The sequence below is a fragment of the Marinobacter albus genome (genome assembly GCF_030238305.1).
Taxonomy (GTDB): domain Bacteria; phylum Pseudomonadota; class Gammaproteobacteria; order Pseudomonadales; family Oleiphilaceae; genus Marinobacter; species Marinobacter albus.
Genome location: NZ_JASSQD010000003.1, coordinates 139,549 through 159,110 on the forward strand (window position 1 = coordinate 139,549; position 19,562 = coordinate 159,110).

Annotated in this window: 15 protein-coding genes and 1 tRNA gene; 3 read left to right on the forward strand and 13 right to left on the reverse strand. The window is 55.7% G+C overall.

The genetic code is table 11. The features are described from left to right. Positions 1-9: 9 nt before the first annotated feature. On the reverse strand, positions 10-1,599 hold the full coding sequence (locus QQF73_RS15520; RefSeq protein ID WP_219868260.1) for a BCCT family transporter: 1,590 nt from the start codon (positions 1,597-1,599) through the stop codon (positions 10-12). Between the two features lie 257 nt (positions 1,600-1,856). On the opposite strand from QQF73_RS15520, the gene QQF73_RS15525 reads away from it, so the two are divergent. The 3 genes from QQF73_RS15525 to QQF73_RS15535 all read left to right on the forward strand — a co-directional run bounded on the left by QQF73_RS15525 (position 1,857) and on the right by QQF73_RS15535 (position 4,330). Continuing rightward, the gene (locus QQF73_RS15525) at positions 1,857-3,500 is read left to right on the forward strand and encodes an FMN-binding glutamate synthase family protein (protein ID WP_285368755.1); all 1,644 of its coding nucleotides are present in this window, start codon (positions 1,857-1,859) and stop codon (positions 3,498-3,500) included. Positions 3,501-3,615: 115 nt separating this feature from the next. Further along, a tRNA-Pro gene (locus QQF73_RS15530) sits at positions 3,616-3,692 on the forward strand. 185 nt (positions 3,693-3,877) lie between these two features. Beyond that, positions 3,878-4,330, forward strand: a complete 453-nt coding sequence (locus QQF73_RS15535; protein ID WP_219868262.1) for a tetratricopeptide repeat protein — start codon at positions 3,878-3,880, stop codon at positions 4,328-4,330. A gap of 99 nt (positions 4,331-4,429) precedes the next feature. Here QQF73_RS15535 and QQF73_RS15540 read toward each other — a convergent pair whose 3' ends face one another. From QQF73_RS15540 to QQF73_RS15595, 12 genes are all read right to left on the reverse strand, one after another. Next, the gene (locus QQF73_RS15540; RefSeq protein ID WP_219868263.1) at positions 4,430-4,795 is read right to left on the reverse strand and encodes a MerR family transcriptional regulator; all 366 of its coding nucleotides are present in this window, start codon (positions 4,793-4,795) and stop codon (positions 4,430-4,432) included. Next, on the reverse strand, positions 4,776-5,078 hold the full coding sequence (gene ihfA, locus QQF73_RS15545) for an integration host factor subunit alpha (protein WP_007151838.1): 303 nt from the start codon (positions 5,076-5,078) through the stop codon (positions 4,776-4,778). Before ihfA ends, QQF73_RS15540 begins: the two co-directional genes overlap by 20 nt. A gap of 3 nt (positions 5,079-5,081) precedes the next feature. After that, positions 5,082-7,454 carry a phenylalanine--tRNA ligase subunit beta gene (gene pheT / locus QQF73_RS15550; RefSeq protein WP_219868264.1) on the reverse strand — a complete coding sequence of 791 codons (2,373 nt, stop codon included), beginning with the start codon at positions 7,452-7,454 and terminating at the stop codon, positions 5,082-5,084. Between the two features lie 63 nt (positions 7,455-7,517). Continuing rightward, a complete protein-coding gene (pheS, locus tag QQF73_RS15555) occupies positions 7,518-8,516 on the reverse strand; it encodes a phenylalanine--tRNA ligase subunit alpha (protein ID WP_219868265.1) in 999 nt (332 codons plus the stop codon). A gap of 149 nt (positions 8,517-8,665) precedes the next feature. Then, on the reverse strand, positions 8,666-9,019 hold the full coding sequence (rplT, locus tag QQF73_RS15560; RefSeq protein WP_285368756.1) for a 50S ribosomal protein L20: 354 nt from the start codon (positions 9,017-9,019) through the stop codon (positions 8,666-8,668). A 52-nt stretch (positions 9,020-9,071) separates the two neighbouring features. Then, positions 9,072-9,263 carry a 50S ribosomal protein L35 gene (gene rpmI / locus QQF73_RS15565; RefSeq protein WP_088828864.1) on the reverse strand — a complete coding sequence of 64 codons (192 nt, stop codon included), beginning with the start codon at positions 9,261-9,263 and terminating at the stop codon, positions 9,072-9,074. A 94-nt stretch (positions 9,264-9,357) separates the two neighbouring features. After that, positions 9,358-9,897, reverse strand: coding sequence for a translation initiation factor IF-3 (gene infC, locus QQF73_RS15570; RefSeq protein ID WP_218637411.1), 540 nt, complete (start codon positions 9,895-9,897; stop codon positions 9,358-9,360). Between the two features lie 2 nt (positions 9,898-9,899). Continuing rightward, positions 9,900-11,825, reverse strand: coding sequence for a threonine--tRNA ligase (thrS, locus tag QQF73_RS15575; protein ID WP_219868266.1), 1,926 nt, complete (start codon positions 11,823-11,825; stop codon positions 9,900-9,902). 162 nt (positions 11,826-11,987) lie between these two features. Beyond that, a complete protein-coding gene (locus QQF73_RS15580) occupies positions 11,988-14,588 on the reverse strand; it encodes a TRAP transporter permease (RefSeq protein WP_285368759.1) in 2,601 nt (866 codons plus the stop codon). An 85-nt stretch (positions 14,589-14,673) separates the two neighbouring features. Continuing rightward, positions 14,674-15,657, reverse strand: coding sequence for a TAXI family TRAP transporter solute-binding subunit (locus QQF73_RS15585; protein ID WP_219868268.1), 984 nt, complete (start codon positions 15,655-15,657; stop codon positions 14,674-14,676). A 185-nt stretch (positions 15,658-15,842) separates the two neighbouring features. Then, the gene (locus QQF73_RS15590) at positions 15,843-18,227 is read right to left on the reverse strand and encodes an efflux RND transporter permease subunit (protein WP_219868269.1); all 2,385 of its coding nucleotides are present in this window, start codon (positions 18,225-18,227) and stop codon (positions 15,843-15,845) included. Between the two features lie 47 nt (positions 18,228-18,274). Further along, complete coding sequence (locus tag QQF73_RS15595; protein WP_285368760.1) at positions 18,275-19,420, reverse strand: WD40/YVTN/BNR-like repeat-containing protein; 1,146 nt, start codon at positions 19,418-19,420, stop codon at positions 18,275-18,277. Positions 19,421-19,562: the final 142 nt, after the last annotated feature.

Sequence of the window (19,562 nt, forward strand, 5' to 3'; positions counted from 1 at the left end):
TTGACACTGCTACATTTCGCCCCTGGCAATCAGAAGCTTGCGCTCGTGGGACAGGCCTTTCAGAAGCCCCCACGTCATTACCAGCAGTATCGCGGTAAATGGCAGACCGGCACTGATCGCCGTCGCCTGGATCGCCCCGAGGGCGTCTTCACCGCCACCAAAGATCAGCGCAGCTGCGATTGCACCTTCCATAACTACCCAGAAAACACGCTGAGCGGTCGGTGCGTCGGTCTTGCCTCCGGCGGTGATGCTATCGATAACCAGTGACCCGGAATCCGAGGAGGTTACGAAGAACACCAACACCAGAATGATACCCACGAAGGAAATGATGCCAGTCAGCGGCAGGTTGGTGAACATCTGGAACATCGCCAGAGAGACATCGGTCAGGCCATTTTCAGCCAGAGCACCAATACCATTCTGAATCTGCTCCAGTGCAGAGCCACCAAAAGCGCTCATCCAAACCACGGTAATCACGGTAGGAATGATCAGCACCGCAGTCACGAATTCCCTGACAGTCCGGCCGCGCGATACGCGCGCGATGAACATACCAACGAACGGTGACCAGGAAATCCACCACGCCCAATAGAACACAGTCCAACCCTGGAACCACGCTTCGTCTTCACGGCCGAACGGGTTACTCAGAGGAACGATGTTGCCGACATAGCTTGAGGAGGTCACCCAGATGGTTTCCAGCACCGTCATGGTTGGTCCGGCGAAAATGATAAAGAACAGCAGGATTCCGGCCAGAGCCATGTTGATATTACTGAGTACCTTTACACCACCATCGAGGCCACGAAGGACGGATATCAACGCCAGCGCGGTAACACCCACAATGATCGCCATCTGCACGTTGATTCCCCCGCCCGTGTCGAACAGGTAATTCAACCCGGAGGCCGCCTGCTGGGCGCCAAACCCGAGGGAGGTTGCCAAACCAAAGATGGTTGCAACGACGGCCAGAATATCAATGACGTGGCCAGGCCAGCCCCAGACCTTATCGCGCAGCAGGGGGAAGAACGCCGAGCGGATGGTCAGCGGCATGTTCTTGTTGAACGAGAAAAATGCCAGGGACAAAGCAACAATGGCGTAAACCGCCCATGGGTGCAGACCCCAGTGGTACATTGTTGCGCCCATGGCGAGATTAGCCGCTTCGGGCGTATTCGCCTCAACGTTGAACGGCGTCTCATACCAACCGGTGTAGTAGGCGGTGGGCTCCGCAACCGCCCAGAACATCAGGCCAATACCCATGCCCGCCGCGAACAGCATGGCGAACCAGGACATGGTTGAAAACTCAGGTTTGGCGTCCATCCCGCCCAGTCGAATTTTGCCCACTGGCATGAAGATCAAGGCCAGGCACACCACCACAAAGATGTTGGCACTGAGCAAAAAGAACCAGTCAAATGTCGCAATAATGTCCCACTTTGCACCGTCCAGAAGTTCTTTCGAGCCTGCCGGGAAAATGAGGGTTCCTACCACGAAAAGCACGACCAGTATTGCCGTAATCGGGAATACCGGCGCGTGAAGATCCAGGCCAAAAGGATTGATATTATCCTGGCCTGCGACGTAATCCGTCTGATATTCGTCTTTAACTACCTCGCCCACGTTTGGAGCCTCCTGAATTGGAAAGTCTTTTTTTGGGAATCGGTATTCAAACGTTACAAGCGCGTCATACTAATGTTTTGAACTCAAAACATCAAAACCTGGATGCAGTGATTCACTGCCCCAAATCTCAGCATAGACCATGATCTCGGGAACAGTGACCCAACATCAGGCAATCGGCTACAGATTTCGCGGCGTATCGATATACTCTGGTGCAGATATCCGCAAACCCCGGCAAACCGTCCCCACTTGAGGTATCCATGGAGAAAAACACAACCTTTCCGCTCCGCTACACCGTTTACGCACTGAGCATTGCCGGCTTTCTCGCATCTTCGGTCGCAAGTTTCTTCACGGATGCCGCCTACTTTTTCGTCGTTGCCTTCGGCGCGTTGACTGCTCTCGGCACTTACGACCTGCTTCAGAGAAGACACACAGTCAGCCGCAACTACCCTATCCTTGCCAACTTTCGGTACCTGCTTGAATCCGTTGGGCCGGAGATACGTCAGTACTTCATTCAGTCCGATACTGAGGAACGCCCTTTCTCAAGGGAACAAAGAACCATTGTTTATCAGCGCGCCAAGAACGTGCTCGACAAGCGGCCCTTTGGGTCCCAACTAGGTATGTACGACGAGGGATTCGAATGGATGAATCATTCTCTTAATCCCACCAAAATAAGCGACAGCGACTTCAGAATCCTGATTGGGAAACACTGCGCAAGGCCTTACAGTGCAAGCGTTTTTAACATATCAGCCATGAGCTTTGGTTCGCTTTCGGCAAACGCCATCCTGAGCCTCAATACCGGAGCGAGGCTTGGCGGCTTCTACCACGACACCGGCGAGGGCTCAATTTCCCGATATCACCGCCAACCCGGTGGCGACCTGGTCTGGGAAATTGGCTCGGGTTATTTTGGCTGCCGCCACAAGGACGGCACGTTTAACGAGGAAATGTTCCAAGAAAACGCCACCATCGATCAGGTCAAAATGATAGAGATCAAACTATCTCAGGGGGCCAAACCGGGACATGGGGGAATTTTGCCCGGGGCCAAGGTGACACCGGAGATTGCTGAAGCCCGAGGTGTGGCGGTCGGCGAGGACTGCGTGTCGCCTGCCCTCCATTCGGCGTTCTCCACCCCCCTGGAACTCCTTGCTTTCATCGACCGGCTCCGGGAACTGTCAGGCGGCAAGCCGGTAGGCTTCAAGCTGGCCATAGGCCACCCCTGGGAATGGTTTGCCATCGTGAAGGCAATGCTCGAAACCGGTCAAAAACCCGACTTTATCGTCGTTGATGGCGGCGAAGGAGGCACAGGCGCCGCGCCCCTGGAGTTCATTAACCGGCTCGGCATGCCTATGACCGAAGCCCTGTTGCTCGTACACAACACCCTCGTTGGCACGAACCTCAGGGAAGACATCGCGATTGGCGCAGCGGGCAAGATTACGTCGGCATTCAACATTGCCCGTACCCTCTCCCTTGGCGCTGATTGGTGCAATTCAGCCCGTGGGTACATGTTCTCACTGGGCTGCATTCAGGCCCTGAATTGCCATACCGGGCGCTGCCCAAGCGGTGTCGCAACCCAGGATCCCCGACGTGGCAACAAACTGGATGTGGAGCTCAAGAGCCAGCGGGTCTACAACTTTCATAAAAACACCCTTGATGCCTTGCAGAACCTGCTTGAATCATCCGGCCTGCGCCACCCGTCGGAGCTCGGCCCTGAGCACGTGGTGCGCCGTGTCTCCAAGACGGAAGTTCATTCCTACATGGATCTGTTCCCATACCTTGAACCGGGTGCCCTGCTCGAAGGTGAAACCGGCCACACGGTATTCGACAAGTACTGGCCACAGGCTAGCCCGGCAACCTTCGATCCGCCCGACTCTATTCTCAAGCTAAGAGAGACCAAGCTCCGCTGAAAATCAGGGCGCAAAATCTCTAAAGCCTGTTTATTTTTCTTATGGGCTGGTGTAGACTTCGCTCCCGCTAAGCCACTGAGATAGCTCTTAAGTTTTCTCGGGGCCCACAGCGAATCGGGGCGTAGCGCAGCTTGGTAGCGCACCTGCATGGGGTGCAGGGGGTCGTAGGTTCAAATCCTACCGTCCCGACCAGATTCAAAAGAAAGGGCAGGGGCCTGGGCCCCTGCCTTTTTTGTTTCCGCACCACTTTCACCCTCCACCACTACCACTAAAGCCGTGTCAAAACGCTACCCCAGTACCATAGTCTTCAAACCTTCAATGCTGCTAGCGTATGTCACTTGCAATGAGCCGCAATCGAAGACAGACGGAGAGCACCCATGGGCCCGAGGTCCACGATACACAAGGCAATGTGGCTGACCGCGGTGTTAACGCTACTCAGCGGACCAACGCCGACTCAGGCCTTTGAGGACGACCAGAAACGTACCGCCCGAGACATCGTTAAAGTGCTGGAGGCCTACGCTGTCTATAAGATGGGGCAATACGATCTGGCTTTTGAACGGTACCTCACACTGGCAAAAAGGGGTAACCGGCAGGGGATGCTGAACGTCGCCAACATGTACTCGGAGGGAATGGGTGTCGAGCAGAGCGATGCCAAGGCCTTCAGGTGGTACAGGCGACTGGCCGAGTCCGGCGACCGGATAGGAATGGAGGAAACGGCTCGCGCTTATCGAACCGGAGTGGGCGTCACCCGGGATGAGGATCGCGCAATCTACTGGGAGCATCTCGCAAACACCGGGAGAAACCAGAGCAACCGCCCGGACAGGAACTGATAGCACCCTTGCCCGGATCGTTTTCGCTCACTACCGACCTCGCGAACACGAAAAAAGCCGAAGAGGCTCGCCCCTTCGGCTTTCCTTTCGGCGCTGCGGTTATTTCACCGGCGCGTTCAGCACATCCAGCACCTCTTCCAACTCCGTTATCATCTGTCGGATCAGCTGTTTGTACTGGGAAGTATCGTCCTTCACCTCGTGGCTGCTGAGCTTTTGCTTGGCACCACCAATGGTATAGCCCTGATCGTAAAGCAGGCTGCGGATCTGACGAATGGTTATAACGTCTGCCCGCTGATAATAGCGGCGGTTTCCTCGACGCTTTACCGGCGATAGCTGCGGGAATTCCTGCTCCCAATAGCGCAGGACGTGTGCCTTGACCGCGCAAAGGTCTGCGACTTCACCAATGGTGAAATAGCGCTTCCCGGGAATGGTGGGAAGTTCGTTATTATGACTGGGTTCCAGCATACGCTTCTACTTTTTGCTTTAGTTTTTGTCCCGGGCGAAACGTAACAACACGCCGTGCACTGATTGGAATTTCCTCACCAGTTTTCGGGTTCCGTCCCGGTCGCTGTTTCTTGTCACGCAGGTCGAAGTTACCGAAGCCCGATAACTTCACCTGTTCGTTATGGCTGAGTGCGCCTCTGATCTCGTCGAAAAAAGCTTCCACCATTTCCTTGGCTTCGCGTTTGTTCAGGCCCAATTCCTCGTACAACCGCTCTGCCATTTCCGCTTTCGTCAAAGCCGCCATGTCTCAACTCCTCAGTGTTGCCCCCAGCTCTTCTTTCAATGCGTCGATTACACCATTGAAGAGCGAATGAACCTCGTCCTCGGTCAATGTGCGCTCCGGGTGCTGCCAGAAGAGACTAAGCGCCAGGCTCCGGTTCCCCTCGCCCAGGCTCTCACCTTCGTATACATCAAACGCACGCAGCGCTGTCAGTCGTTCGCCGGCATGCTTTCTGGCCACACGCTCGACATCGGCAAACGCCACATCGCTTCCGATAATGATAGCCAAATCCCGACGAACTTCAGGGAATTTTGAAATTTCTTTGAAATTAGGCACATAACCAGTAACGATCGAATCCAAGAATAGCTCAAACATCAGGATCGTGCCATTAAGTTCAAGATTTTTCTGAACTTGTGGATGCAACGTGCCTAGCCATCCTACATGTTCGCCATCCCGGAGCAATTCTGCGGTCTGGCCCGGATGCAGCGCAGGATGCTGGCTGCCAACGAACTGGATCTCGATACCGAGCAGACGGAACAGGCTTTCCAGGTCCCCTTTTACATCAAAGAAATCGGCAGTTCTGCGACCGTTTACCCAGTTTTCAGGATACTGGGAACCTACCACAACGCCGGCCAACATCTGCTGTTGGTCAATTCGCTCGCCCTCCTGCTCGAACCGCAAACCGGTTTCGAACAGGCGAATCCGCCCCTGTTGGCGATTCTGGTTGTGGGCAACGGTTTTGAGAAGGCCACTCCAGAGACTGGTGCGCATGACCGAGAGATCGGAGGAAATGGGATTGGCAAGGGCAATTCCCTCGCGGTCCGGATCAATCAGCTTCTGAACCTTGGGATCCACGAAGCTGTAGGTGATAGCTTCCTGATAACCGTTATCCACGAAGAATTTCCGGATCGCCGATACCGGACGGGTAGCTTCATCTTGCTGACGCAGCCCAAGAGCCCCCGTGGGCTCGGTCACCGGCAGGTTGTTGTAACCGAAGATCCGGCCAACTTCCTCGATCAGGTCTTCCTCAATGGAGATGTCCGGGCGGAAACTGGGCACACTGATCCGCCACCCCGCCTTCAGGAGCTTGTCGATATGCAGGCCGAGCCGACTCAGGATTTCTTCAACGGTCGTCCGGTCAATCTCAAGGCCCAGAACGTCGTAAAGACGATCCGAACGTAAATCCACCACTCGGTCCTCCGGCAGGTGCTGATCACTGACCACTTCAATGATTTCACCGGGCTCACCGCCAACAATATCCATAAGCAACTGCGTCGCCCGCTCCATCGCTTCGCGGGCCAGATTGTAGTCCACGCCCCGTTCGAAACGGTGGGAGGCATCTGTATGCAGGCCGTAATACCGGGCCTTGCCCGCCAGGGTAATGGGATCGAAGTAGGCGGATTCGAGAATCAAGTCATTCGTCTTCTCACTGACCCCGGAATGCTCACCTCCCATTACACCGGCAATCGCAACCGGTTTCTCATGATCGGCAATCACCAGGGTCTGCTCGGTAAGCTCAACTTCCTGGCCGTCGAGCAGGACCAGTTTTTCGCCGGCCTTTGCCATCCGCACCACAATGCCGCCCCGGATCTCTTCTCGATCGAACGCGTGCATCGGCTGACCCAGCTCCAGCATGACGTAGTTGGTGACATCCACCGCCGCGTCAATGGAACGAATTCCTGACCGGCGCAGCTTCTCCTGCATCCACAACGGAGATTCTGCCCTGAGATTCACATTACGCAGAACACGGCCAAGATAGCGCGGGCAGCCGGCTGCCGCTTCGACCCGGATATCAGCAACCTCCGAGTGCACCGCCTCGATGGGTTTAATCTCAGGTCCCTCAACCAGCATGCTATTCAGTACGCCCACCTCACGGGCAATGCCCTTGATCGAGAGACAATCGCTGCGATTGGGCGTCAGGTCCACATCAATCGTTACGTCATTCAGCTTGAGGTAGTCGGCCACGTCCTGCCCTACCGGCGCGTCTGCCGGCAGCTCCATCAAGCCAGCATGGTTTTCCGAAAGTCCGAGCTCGGATTCGGAACAAAGCATGCCCTCAGATGGCTGCCCGCGCAGCTTTGCCTTCTTGATCTTGAAGTCGCCCGGCAGCACCGCACCGACCACGGCAAACGGGACCTTGAGGCCGTCTCTCACGTTGGGAGCGCCACACACTACCTGAACTGTCTGCTTGCCATCGCTTACCTGGCACACCCGCAGTTTGTCGGCATCCGGGTGCGGCTCAACCGACTGCACCTCGCCGACAATGACGCCGCTGAACTGACCTGCGACCGGCTCAAAACCATCCACTTCCAGACCGGCCATGGTGATCTGGTCCATCAATTCCTGGGTTCCGATGGTCGGATTTACCCACTCGCGCAGCCACTGTTCACTGAATTTCATGGTTATAGCCTTGTTGTCCTGATGCGGTTTCGCCTGTTGATTTGAGTGCCGTAGAACGCCGGATTAACGGAACTGGCGCAAGAAGCGCAGGTCGTTTTCGAAGAACATCCGAAGGTCATTGACGCCGTAGCGGAGCATGGCCAGGCGCTCTACGCCAAGACCGAACGCAAAGCCACGATATTCCTCGGCATCGATACCGCAATATTCAAATACTTTGGGATGAACCATGCCGCAACCCATCACTTCCAGCCACTTGATGCTGCCATCGGCCTCCCGGCCCCACTCGATATCCACCTCGGCAGACGGTTCGGTGAACGGGAAATAAGACGGACGGAATCGCACCTTGAGATCGCGCTCGAAGAACACCCGCAAGAACTCTTCCACGGTGCTCTTGAGATCCGCAAAACTGACATCTTTTTCGACCAGCAAACCCTCAACCTGGTGGAACATTGGGGTATGGGTCATATCAGAGTCACAGCGGTACACCCGACCTGGACAAATCATCCGGAACGGCGGCTTTCCAGCCTCCATCGTGCGAATCTGGACCGGGGAGGTATGGGTCCGCAGGAGCGTGCCCGGATTGAAATAGAAGGTGTCGTGCATGGCACGCGCCGGGTGGTGCCCGGGAATGTTGAGCGCTTCGAAGTTATGGTAATCGTCTTCGATTTCGGGGCCCTGCTCGACCGTGTAGCCGGCACGGGCAAAGAACTGCTCGATGCGTTCCAGAGTGCGGGTCACCGGGTGCAGCCCGCCAAGGTCCTGGCCACGGCCTGGCAGGGTAACGTCAATGGATTCGCTCGCGAGCTTCTGCTCAATTGCCGCTCGCTCAAGATCAGCGCGCCGGGCGTTGATGGCCTGTTCAACCTGCCCCTTGGCTTCGTTGATTTTCTGGCCTGCAGCGGGACGCTCTTCGGCAGAAAGCTTACCCAGTGTCTTTGCCTGCTGGGTGATCACACCCTTTTTGCCCAGGTACTCAACACGAATTTGATCAAGCGCCTGCAGACTGTCGGCCTTTTCCACCGCAGCCAACCCGTCCTGAACCAGTTGCTCCAGGTTTTCCATTGACCCTGCTCCAAACCAGAAATGGGAGTACTAATACGAATTCTTAAAATAAAAATAGGGGAAGAGCGTGCCCTTCCCCTATCAGAAGGCGCCTTCATGATGACATGAGACGCCCGTATCGATCAGCAATCGATGAAGAGCTTAAGCGATCACAGGGACGCTTTGGCTTTCTCGACAACAGCGGCAAACACCTGCTGCTCGTTCATGGCCAGGTCAGCCAGAACCTTACGATCGATTTCAACGTTAGCCTTTTTCAGACCAGCGATCAGACGGCTGTAGGACAGGCCGTTAGCGCGGGCACCAGCGTTAATACGAGCAATCCACAGAGCGCGGAAAGCACGCTTACGGTTACGACGGTCACGGTAAGCGTACTGACCGGCCTTGATAACCGCTTGCTTGGCTACACGGAATACACGGCTACGAGCACCGTAGTAACCTTTGGCCTGATTGAGAATCTTTTTGTGACGACGGCGTGCGACCACACCACGTTTTACACGAGCCATATCTTAATCCTTCTACCTTAATAAACCTTTTCAGGAATGATTCGCGCGCTGTTTAGCCCGCGGTCATACGCTTGATGGAAGCCACATCAGACTTGGCAATCAGCTTGGTACCACGGAGCTGACGCTTACGCTTGGGGCTCTTCTTGGTCAAGATATGACTGGTGAAGGACTGCTTGTGCTTGAAGCCAGTGGCGGTTTTCTTGAACCGTTTCGTGGCTCCGCTTTTGGTTTTCATCTTAGGCATTTTTTAAAACTCCGCATTCTATTTTTAAGAACAACAAATGTGCCCCTGAACGACAAATCCCCCGCATGCGCGGGGGATCATCACCCGATCAGGTTCACTTCTTTTTTCGGGGCGCCACTATCATGGTCATCTGACGGCCTTCCATTTTCGGCCGCATTTCCACAGTTGCCAGCTCCTCAATATCCGTCTCGATGCGAGCCATGAGCTTCATACCAATTTCCTGGTGTGCCATCTCACGCCCACGGAAGCGAATAGTGATTTTGCCGCGGTCCCCGTTTTCAAGGAAACGTACCAGGTTGCGTAGTTTGACCTGATAATCCCCTTCTTCAGTTCCTGGTCGGAACTTAAGCTCTTTGACCTGCGTCTGCTTCTGCTTTTTCTTGGCAGCCGCCTTGGCCTTCTTCTCGTCGAAGATTTTCTTGCCGTAGTCCATTATCTTACAGACGATCGGATCGGAATCCGTAACCTGGACCAGGTCAAGCGATGCCTCTTCTGCTTGTTTCAAGGCATCCTCAATTGGTACTACACCGACCTGATTGCCTTCTGCGTCAATCAGTCGGACTTCGGTTGCGTCAATATTCTCATTGATCGGCGCTTTTGGTGTGCGCCCACCCCGATTCGCTCGCTGTTTAATAATTAGATCTCCGTCTTTGTTTTGCCCTTGCGTTCAACATCTTTCTGTAAAAGCTGCTCAAACGCTTCGAGCGATAGTGTTCCCAGATCTTCACCTTTGCGGGTTCTCACCGCAACAGCGTTGTTGTCGATTTCTTTGTCACCGACAACGACAAGATAGGGAACCTTGTTAAGAGTATGCTCGCGGATTTTAAAGCCGATCTTCTCGTTTCTCAAGTCAGCATTAACCCTATAGCCCAAAGAATCCAACTTTTTCGCCAGATTCTGACAATATTCACGCTGATTATCGGTGATATTGAGTATGGCAACCTGGGTCGGTGCCAACCAGGTCGGGAACGCCCCTTCGTATTCTTCGATAAGAATACCGATGAAACGCTCAAACGAACCGAGTACCGCGCGATGCAACATCACCGGTGTTTTGCGCTCTGAATTATCGGCGACATACTGGGCACCGAGGCGGCCCGGCATTGAGAAATCCACCTGAATGGTGCCACATTGCCAGACCCGACCGATGCAGTCCTTGAGCGAGAACTCGATTTTCGGGCCGTAGAACGCGCCCTCCCCCGGCAACAACTCCCAGTCGACACCCTCGCGATTCAGGGCTTCTTCCAGTGCGGCCTCGGACTTGTCCCACACTTCGTCAGAACCAACGCGCTTCTCCGGACGGGTGGAAAGCTTATAGAGGATCTCATCGAAGCCGAAATCCTTGTACACCTCGTGCAGGAGATCGATGAACCGGGACACTTCCTCCTGGATCGCGTCTTCCTCGCAGAAAATGTGGGCATCATCCTGGGTGAAACCACGCACCCGCATCAGACCATGCAACGCACCGGATGCCTCATTACGATGACACGAACCGAACTCTGCCAGTCGCAGAGGCAGATCCTTGTAACTCTTCAGGCCCTGATTAAACACCTGGATATGACACGGACAGTTCATCGGCTTGATGGCGTAGTCATGCTTCTCGGACTCTGTGGTGAACATGTCGTCGTGGAACTTGTCCCAGTGCCCCGACTTCTCCCACAGGGCACGGGAGACCACCTGAGGCGTCTTGATCTCCTGGTAGCCGTGGTTGCGCAGCATATCGCGCATGTACTGCTCGATCTCCTGATACACCGACCAACCGTCCGGGTGCCAGAACACCATGCCCGGCGCCTCTTCCTGCATGTGGAACAGGTTCAGTTTCTTGCCGATCTTGCGGTGGTCACGCTTCTCGGCTTCCTCCAGGCGGTGCAGGTAAGCCTTGAGATCTTTTTTGTTGCCCCACGCAGTGCCATAGACACGCTGCAACTGCTCGTTACTGGTATCACCGCGCCAGTACGCCCCGGCAACCTTGGTCAACTTGAAGGCCTTGAGCTTGCCGGTGCTGGGCACATGCGGGCCGCGGCAAAGGTCAATGAAATCGCCCTGACGGTAAAAAGATAGATCCTCGTTACCCGGGATGTCCTCAATGATACGGACTTTGTACTCTTCGCCCATTTCGTCGAACAGTTTCACCGCTTCATCACGGGACAGCACGGAACGCGACACGGGGATGTCCTGCTTGGACAGTTCTTCCATTCGTTTTTCGATCCGCGCCAGATCTTCATTGGTAAACGGGCGGTCGAACTTGAAGTCGTAATAGAAGCCGTTGTCGATAACCGGACCAATGGTTACCTGAGCTGAGGGAAACAGTTCTTTCACCGCCATTGCCAGAAGGTGGGCCGTTGAGTGGCGGATAATGTCAACACCGTCCTCATCGCGATCAGTGATAATCGCCAGTTCGGTGTCGTCTTCAATACGGTAGCTGGTATCCACGAGCTTACCGTTCACCCGGCCGGCCAGTGCGGCCTTCGCCAGACCAGCGCCAATGTCTGCGGCGACGTCATGAACGGATACGGGTTCTGCAAAACTGCGATGGCTGCCATCCGGCAAAGTTACGACGGGCATGAAAAAACTCCAGTTGGTTACTCAGCGGTGATCTATACCAGAGATCACATGATAACGGCGTTCCACGATACAAACCGCGGGCCGATTCGACCGGGAGTCTAACAGAAAAAAACCCGGCAGGTTAATGCCGGGTTTTCAGGGGCGAGCCTGGCCTCTCCAGAATCAGGCCGCCTGCGGTTCTCCACCCTCACGGGCCCGCCTTCGAAGCTGTCCGAAGGCGAGTAACGCCAGCAGGATCAGAGCCGGAATGAACATCAGCTCTTTCGGCGGGCGTTCGTTCTGGACCTGCACCGCATCGATGCTCCAGCCGAAACTGATGCCCGCCTTCTCAGCAATGCTCCCGAAGCTTACGAAATCGACAACCATCTGATCTCCCTGCGGCGAAACCTCCAGCCCTGCTGCGGCCAGTCTCTGGGCCGGCGTCTCTGCCTCAGGCAGCGGCAGTCTCAGGTATTTCGATACTTCCTCTCCGTCAATCGACATGCCGGAAGCCTGGATGATGATGGCCTCATCGGCAGGTACGTCATCCACGTATTCGAGAACTTCAGCCCCAGGGCGATTCTCGGTCGGTGGATAGACCATGTCCCACCAGAAACCCGGACGGAACAGGGTGAAAGTAATCAGGAGCAGGAATACGGTTTCCCACCAACGGGTTTTGGTAAACCAGAAGCCCTGGGTCGCTGCCGAGAACACCAGCATCGCCGTCACTGCGCTGAAGATGGTCACCAGCAGGTCTATCCAGCCAGTAAGCCCGATCAGCAACAACTGCGTGTTGAAGATGAACATGAATGGCAGGATGGCGGTGCGAATGTCGTACGTGAAACCCTGGACACCCGTTCGTATCGGATCGGCTCCGGATATTGCCGCGGCGGCATAGGCCGCCAGCCCCACGGGCGGCGTGTCGTCCGCGAGGATCCCGAAGTAGAACACAAACAGGTGAACGGCAATCAGCGGAACCAGCAGACCATTCGCCGCCCCCAGGGTGACAATAACAGGCGCCATCAGAGTGGACACAACGATATAGTTGGCCGTTGTAGGCAAGCCCATCCCGAGGATCAGACTGATGATGGCGGTAAAGATCAGCATCAGCAACAGGTTGCCGCCCGAGATAAACTCCACGAACTGGGTCATCACCAGGCCAATGCCGGTCAGGGTAACAGTACCCACAACGATGCCAGCGGTGGCGGTTGCAACCCCGATACCCACCATGTTTCGGGCGCCGGTGACCAGTGAATGAGCCAGGTCGATACCACCCTGTTTCAGTTGGCGGCCATAGTGACCCTGCTTGTAAAAAAATGCTTTTAACGGCCCCTGGGTAACGACAATGAAAATCATGAACACCGTTGCCCAGAAGGCTGACAGTTGCGGCGAGAACCGTTCAACCGTCAGGCACCAGACCAGGACCACCACCGGCAGCAGGAAATAGAGCCCGGTTTTGACCGTGGGTCCGACCGGCGGAAGCTCGTCCATGGCCTCATCAGAATCGTCCTCCTCCAGTACCGGGAAACGAGTTGCGTAACCAACCAACCCCACGTAGACAAGGAGCAGCAACGGCGTGAGCACCCACATGGCCGCTGCCCCCAACCAGTCCTTCATCCAGCCGATGCCGTAGTAGACAACCAGCGTCAGGATGCTGAGCCCCAGCAGTATCACCACCCAGTTGAGCATGCGCTGAGCCAGTGTCGGGCGATCCACGCGCTCGATGCCCTTCATATTGAGCTTGCAGGCCTCCAGGTGGACGATGTAGATGAGCGCCACATAGGAAATCATCGCAGGCAGAATCGCGTGCTTGATGACTTCGAGATAGGAAATGCCCACATACTCCACCATCAGAAACGCGGCCGCGCCCATGATGGGGGGAGTCAACTGACCGTTGGTCGAGGCGGCAACCTCGACCGCTCCGGCCTTCGTTGCCGGAAAGCCAACCCGCTTCATCAGCGGGATGGTAAAGGTACCGGTGGTAACCACATTGGCAATGGATGACCCTGAAATCACCCCGCTCAGGCCACTGGACACCACTGCGGCCTTGGCTGGGCCACCACGCATGTGGCCAAGCAGTGCGTAGGCCACCTGGATGAAATAATGCCCGGCACCGGCACGCTCAAGCAGCGCACCGAAGAGAACAAACAGGAATACAAAGCTGGTTGAAACGCCCAGCGCAACACCAAACACCCCTTCGGTACCAAGCCACTGGTGAGATGCCAGCTTGCTCAGGCTTGCGCCCTTATGGGATATAACGTCCGGCATGTAAGGGCCGGCGAGAGAGTAAACAATGAAAACCCCGGCAACGATTGTGAGGGGCAAACCCAGCGAGCGCCGCGTGGCCTCAAGCAGCAGTACCAGGCCAGACAGGGCGACAACCAGATCCCGGGTTTCCGGAGCACCGGGCCGTGTCGAAAGCTGATCGTAGAAGACATAGAGATACGACGCCGCGAATGCCGCTGCCAGTGCAAGAATCCAATCATAGATCGGAACGTGGTTGACGTGCTTTCCGCGAATCATCGGGAACGCGGCAAAGGCCAGAAAGGCGGCAAAGGCCAGATGAATTGATCGCGACTCTGTGGAGTTAAAGACGCCAATCTCGAAAATGTACGGTAGCGGTGACGCTATCCATAACTGAAAAAGGGACCAGAGCAGAGGGACGACAAAAAGGATGACTGCAGCTGCGCCAGTCGTGGCTCTCCCACCGGATTCGGTCTGGAGAACCTCTTCGACTTTCGGTCGGTCGGCGTCATTCCCGGCTCTCGGGTCGCTATTGCTCATAGCTGAATCCTGTCAGAGGAAAACGGGAGGGTCAGTCATGGCCGCCGGCAGGAAGTGCCGGCGGCCACCTAGAAATGGCGCGTGATCAGTCGATCAGGCCAGCTTCCTTGTAGTACTTCGCCGCACCTGGGTGCAGGGGCGCACTCAGAGCGTCGGATACCATTTCCTCTTTGTTCAGGTTGGCAAAGGCCGGGTGCAGGCGCTTGAAGCTGTCGAAGTTCTCGAACACTGCCTTGACGACCTCATAAACCACCTCGTCCGGAACGTCAGTGGATGACACGAAGGTTGCAGCCACACCAAAGGTTGTTACGTCCTCGTCGCTACCACGGTACATGCCGCCCGGAATGGTGGCTTCGCGGTAATACGGGTTTTCGGAAATGAGCTTGGCGGTCGCGTCATTTTCGACGTTGACCAGGACACTGTCACAGGAGGTCGTTGCCTCTTTGATGGAACCGGACGGATGGCCAACGGTGTAGAAGAACGCATCGATGTTTCCATCGCAAAGCGCCTGCGACTGCTCCGCCGCCTTGAGTTCGGCCGCCAGCGAGAACTTGTCCATGCTCCAGCCCATCTCATCCATCAGCACCTCGGCAGTGGCGCGCTGGCCAGAACCGGGGTTACCCACGGAAACCCGCTTGCCTTCGAGATCCTCGAAAGTGGTGATCCCTGACCCCTTGCTGGCAACCACGGTGAACGGTTCGGGGTGCAGTGAAAAAACCGCTCGCAGGTCCTTGTTTGCGCCATCGTCCTTGAACTGGCTGGTGCCATTGTAGGCGTGGTACTGCCAGTCGGACTGGGCGACCGCCAGATCCAGCTCGCCCTGACGGATCGCATTCAGGTTGTATACTGAGCCGCCGGTGCTCTCAACTGAACAGCGGATACCGTGTTCTTTACGGTCCATATTCACCAGACGACAGATGGCACCACCCGCCGGATAATAAACGCCAGTCACACCACCAGTACCAATCGTCACAAAACGCTGCTCTTGAGCGGAAACAGAAGTTGAGGCCGCGCCAAGACTGACAGCAGCAGCAACGGCGAGAGCGGATGCCTTAAGTTTCAGTGTCATGTGAGTTCTTCCTTCTTCTGATAGTTGTCATAAAAAGCCCGTCGTTTCTTGGGGACAGGCTCGAGATTCATCTTAGAACATAGACCAGTTCGGCCTATAAATAAAGTACGAGTTTCCCGGCTAACCTTTTGACCAGACAACAAAAAAGCCCGCAGAGCGGGCTTTTTTGCGGGTCCTCGGAAGGACTACTTCGAGGCGCGGGCCTTGGCCAGCATGCGGTCCGGGCGCAGCAGGAAGCGCGCCAGGGCCGGCAGCAGCCAGATAGCCCCAACCATGTTCCACAGGAACATGAAGAAGAGCAGGAAGCCCATATCGGCCTGGAACTTGATCGGCGAGAAAATCCAGGTCACTACGCCGAGGCCCAGGGTCACACCAGTGAACATGACCGCTTTACCGGTGGAGCGCAGGGTCTCGAAATAGGCATCCTGCAGGGTCTTGCCTTCCAGCAGGAACTTTTCAAGCTTGCTGTAGATGTAGATACCGTAGTCCACACCAATACCGACACCCAGGGCAATAACCGGCAGGGTCGCGACCTTGATACCGATGCCGGAGACCGCCATGATCGCCTCGCACAGGATTGACGTCAGCCCCAGCGGGATAACGATACAAAGCACGGCGCGAATGGACCGGAATGTCAGCAGGCACAGCAAACTCACCACACCGTAGACCATCATCAGCATCAGGTCCTTGGCATTGGAGATGACCTCGTTGGTGGCCGCTTCGACACCCGCATTACCGGCTGCCAGAAGGAAGGTATGGTTCTCGTTGCTGTTGTTTGCCGCAAATTCCTCAACCCGCTCCACCGCGGTCTGCAGGGTTTCGGCCTTGTGATCCTCAAGGAAAACCAGCACCGGCGTAAGGCTGCAGTCAGTGTTGATCAGCCCGGAAGGTGCATTTCGGATAGACGCGTTAATAATGGTCTGGTTGCGGGAAATCTCGAACCACTTCCAGTTACCTTCGTTCAGCGCCTTGGTCACAATCTTGGAGACATCAGCCAGGGATGCGGTCGACTGAACCCCCGGTGTGTTTTGCAACTCCCACTGCAGACTGTCCATGGCACGCAGCACGTCATACTGGGTGCACTGCTCGACCGGCGTCTTCACCATAACCACGAGCACGTCGGCACTGGTCGAATAGTTATCAATGATGAAGGCGTTATCCTTGTTGTAGCGGGAATCCGCGCGTAACTCCGGCGCACCGCGATCCAGATCGCCCACCTTCAGGTCCTGCTTGTAGTAGAGACCAAGTCCCAGGCCAATAACGGCGATCAGCAGTGAAATCGGCGCCACACCAGGATGGGAGAAGTACGACATAACTCGCCACTTGCGATCCTGTTTCTCGCCATGATTCTGAACATGGCGAACACCGCCCTTGGAAATCCCGACATAGGACATGATCAGGACGTGCAGCACCAGATTGGTGACAATCACGAAGGCGACACCGATACCGGCAGCCACAGCCAGATCCCGGATTACATCGATCTCGATGAAGAACAGTGTCAGGAAGCCGAATGCATCGGAAATCAATGCCAGCATGCCGGGGATGTAGAGGGCACGAAACGCAAGACGCGCAGCCGTGACGGAGTCAAAGCCTTTGGCTGACTCGACCGCCATGGCGTTGACTATCTGAACCCCGTGGCTGATCCCGATCGCAAATACCAGGAACGGCACCAGAACAGAGTACGGATCCAGACCATAGCCAAGCAGGCGCAACGCGCCCAGTTGCCAGAACACCGCGATAATCGAGGTGAATACCGGAACCAGCGTGCCCGCGATGCACCGGGAATACCAGAACAGCAGCAGCGTGGTCAGAATGATGGTGATACCGGCGAACCAGGCGATTGAACCGATCCCCTCGATCAGGTCGCCCACTTTCTTGGCGAAGCCCACGATGTGGATGTCAATATTGGGATTCTGGGCTTCGTACTTCTGACGGATCTTTTCTTCGAGCTGACGGGAGAACTCGCCGTAATCGAGCGGCTGACCGGTCTCGGGGTTCTTCTCGTAAAGCGGCGCGTAGACAATCGTGGACTTGAAATTGTCCGCAATCAGACGCCCAACCTCGTTTGAGCGCAGCGCATTCTGGCGCAGCTGCTCGAGGCTGGTGTCTGAGCCGTCGTAGTTATCGGGAATGACGGTGCCGCCCTGAAAGCCCTGCTCTGTAACTTCAACCCATCGGACGTTGGACGTCCACATGGATTTAAGCCCGGAGCGGTCAACGCCGTTCAGGTAGAAAACCTCATCGGTGATCTGCTTCAGGGTCTCCATGTACTCGGCGCTGAAGATGTCACCTTCTTTAACTTCGACCGCAATTCGGACGAAGTTGCCGAGGTTCTGGAGATCATCCCGGTGATCCAGCATATTGATGATGTAAGGATGTTGCAGCGGGATCATCCGCTCGAAGCTGGCGTCGGGCTGGATTTTCGCAGCGTTGTACCCCAGGAACAGGGTCACCAGTATAAAGCCAATCAGGATGGCCGCGCGGTTGTTGAAAATCACGCGTTCCAGAAATGGCTCCGCCTTTGGCGTCGTCAGGTAATGTTCGCCCTTGTCATGCTTAGGGTTGGACATTCAAAAGCCCCTCTATTTTTCTGTTCGGTTGTTGCCACATCAGGGCGTTATTGAAGGTTTTTGCCTTTGGCATCGGTCATTTTCACGCCACCTTCACCAACCAGCAGCAGGTTGGTACCCGAAACCGGCACTACACTCATGACGCCCTGTCGGTCGTCACGCAGATACTCACGGAAGGTATCACCACCGTTACCGCTGGTGAGGACGGCGCCGCTATTACCAACCAGTACAATTCGGGAATCCTCGGCAAAGCCGTCGTTCAACGTTGCGGTGGAACCGGTACTGACCATAGACCAGGACTTACCAAGGTCCGTTGACAACATCAGCGTCCCACGAAGGCCAAACGCAAGGATTTCATTCACCCGACCGGTACCGATCACGCCAAACAACGAGCCCGGATACGGGCCTTCACGCCGCTCCCAGTTCTGTCCCTGATCAACCGAGACATGAATCTGGCCGGCTTCGCCGACGATGACCATCGCACCGCCACCGACTCTCGAGATGGCGTTCAGGTGGAAGTTCTGGGGATTACTCAGTTTTGGCGACCAGTCCTGCCAGGTCTCGCCCCCATCTTTGGTGTGGAAGAACATACCATAGGCACCAATCACGAACCCCTGATTCTCGTCTGCAAACCAGACGTCGAGGAATGGATTGACCGGACCGATGTCGAGATCCGCCTGCATATTCTCAAGTGCAAAGTAAAGATCATCCAGCGCCCATTCGAGATCGGATTTCTTCTCCTCTGGCGCTGCCTCTACGCGCTCTTCCATGGCAGCAATGGCTTCTTCCTGGCTCTCGATCGCCAGTTCAGCGGCGCGCGTTCCGGTAAGCTGAAGCTCCCAGGTTTCGCCGGCATCATCCGAATGAAGCACCACACCGCTGTGACCCACCGCCCAGCCATGGGTGTCACTGCCGAAATCAATACCGGTCAGGGTGACAGAGACCGGAACCTCTGCCTGGGTCCAGGTGTCACCCTCATCATCGGAAAAGATGATGTGGCCACGCTCGCCAATCGCCAAGATACGGTCGCCGGCACGTTCCACATCATTCAGAAGATTTTCGGGAGCCAGCTCAGTTGGCCTTGCTGGTGTTTCAATAACGTCCGTCAGTGCAAATGCGACAGGGGACGCACAGGCCATGGAAAGCCCAAGGCACGCTGCACCCAGGGTTTTACACATAAAGCTTGTAGCCATTCGGATTGCCTATAGGTTGTTTTTACGTGTGTCTCTGACCGGGTCATCCCGGCTCTAACTGTAAAGATACCGGCAACCTTTCGGATGCCGGTATACCGAGCGCCTACTCCATTGGGCGCGGGAAACTCCTGGTTATCTGAAC